This is a genomic window from Salinivibrio sp. MA427 (assembly GCF_001996115.1).
Classification (GTDB): Bacteria; Pseudomonadota; Gammaproteobacteria; order Enterobacterales; family Vibrionaceae; genus Salinivibrio; species Salinivibrio costicola.
The window spans coordinates 1-1,775 of the sequence record NZ_MUFH01000416.1; the positions used below are offsets into that span (position 1 = coordinate 1).

Consider the following 1,775-nt stretch of genomic DNA (forward strand, 5'->3'; position numbering starts at 1 on the left):
CGTCGGAAGCGCGCGATTTATCCTTGGAAGAGGTGCAAGGATGAGTCCGTTTTATGTGGTGATCCCAGCACGGTTTGGTTCAAGACGTCTGCCAGGAAAGCCATTGGCTGAGATCGCGGGCAAACCGATGATCCAACATGTGTATGAGCGCGCGCAAGCCGCAGGGGCCAGTAAGGTCATTGTTGCAACAGACGACAAACGCATTGAGACTGCGGTACGTGACTTTGGCGGCGACGTATGCCTAACACGTGCTGACCATGAGTCAGGGACTGAACGCTTGGCGGAAGTGGTGGCACAATACGGTTTTGCTGATGATGACATCATTGTCAACGTGCAAGGCGATGAGCCTTTAATTCCGTCTGCAGTGATTGGGCAAGTGGCGGCGAATTTGAATCAGTACCCGCAAGCCCCGATGGCGACCTTAGCCGTTGCGATTGATAACAGTGAGCAAGTATTCAACCCCAACGTAGTCAAAGTCGTCACGGATCAGCAAGGGTTTGCGTTGTATTTCAGTCGCGCCACGATTCCCTGGGATCGCACTCATTTCGAGGCTGAATCTCCCGATATTCCAGACGCTTTACTCCGTCATGTTGGCATTTATGGCTACCGTGCGGGGTTTATTAGTCGCTATATTCATTGGACGCCAAGTCCGTTGGAAAAGATTGAGTCGCTTGAGCAGCTCAGAGTGCTTTGGCATGGTGAAAAAATTCATGTTGCGGTTGCCGCCGAAACGCCACCGCATGGGGTCGATACCCAGGCTGATCTCGCGGCGGTACGTGCGCATATCGCCGCCAATGGTGCAAGCGAGTGACGTTAACAGCCATCAGGTCGTAATCTCCTCGCTTGTCATGGCAATAAACGATAAAAAAGCCGCGAATGTTATCGCGGCTTTTTTCTTTTTTACCCGTTATCTTTTCTTGTTATCCGTTGTCTCTTCGCTGTTACTTGGATGCCGGCTGTGCGATCAAATCACGAAGGCGTTGCCAGGCTTGACCGAGCCGCTCGTGCCAATAGCGCTCAAATTGCTCCAAGTATTGGGCGCGAGGGCTGTATTTAATCCATGGCTGTTTGATCTCTTTTTGCGCCATGAAGTTGGTCGGTGCAGGGATGGGATTAAGGCCTGCGCTTTGAAACTCATACACCGCGCGCTCCATATGTGCGGCTGATGTGACTAACACCAGATTACGGCTCCCCACCACAGACGCTGCTTGATACGCCTCCTCCCAGGTATCTTTTGCTGTTTCCAGTAACAAGATACTGTTTTTGTTGACCCCCAGCGCCATCGCGACACGTGCCAACATGCGGGCGTGGCTCACCTCATAGCCGTGGTCATAGCCCGATAATATTAGTTTGGATGTCGGATACATCCGGTGAATTCGGATCCCCTCGGTTAGACGCATGAGCGCTGCACGCGAGAGTTCAGACGTTGGTGGTAATGCGTCATCTACCACATGACTGTTTCCAAGTACCATTACAAAGTCCACCGGTTTCTCTGTCGGGAGAAAAGCGGTGTATTGACGCTCAAGAGGGCGAAGTAACCCAGAGGCGACCGGTTGAAACGCAGTGAGAAAAATCCCAGCAAACGCGATGAAAATAACAAAAGATGCCAGCCTTTTACGCTGAGAGAACCAAAGCAGGCATAGCCCGAAAAGACCCAAGAGCAACAGCGCGGGCAAGGGCATTATCAAGGTTGAGATAAGTTTTTTTAATTCAAACATGCAATGTCGCCCGAAATATAGTCAAACGAGGCACAAATAATGCCATAAACCTTTATT

At 51.0% G+C, this 1,775-nt stretch carries 2 protein-coding genes; one reads left to right on the plus strand and one right to left on the minus strand.

The window, feature by feature from the left end; genetic code table 11:
- Nucleotides 1-40 precede the first annotated feature (40 nt).
- Nucleotides 41-811, plus strand: coding sequence for a 3-deoxy-manno-octulosonate cytidylyltransferase (gene kdsB, locus BZG79_RS15160; RefSeq protein ID WP_077774822.1), 771 nt, complete (start codon nt 41-43; stop codon nt 809-811).
- 130 nt (nt 812-941) lie between these two features.
- On the opposite strand, the gene elyC is transcribed toward kdsB, so the two are convergent.
- A complete protein-coding gene (elyC, locus tag BZG79_RS15165) occupies nt 942-1,718 on the minus strand; it encodes an envelope biogenesis factor ElyC (RefSeq protein WP_021022808.1) in 777 nt (258 codons plus the stop codon).
- Between the last annotated feature and the right edge of the window lie 57 nt (nt 1,719-1,775).

Coding starts and splice junctions, on each gene's coding strand:
- kdsB (WP_077774822.1), top strand. CDS start 41: ATGAGTCCGTTTTATGTGGTGATCCCAGCACGGTTTGGTTCAAGACGT.
- elyC (WP_021022808.1), bottom strand. CDS start 1,718: ATGTTTGAATTAAAAAAACTTATCTCAACCTTGATAATGCCCTTGCCC.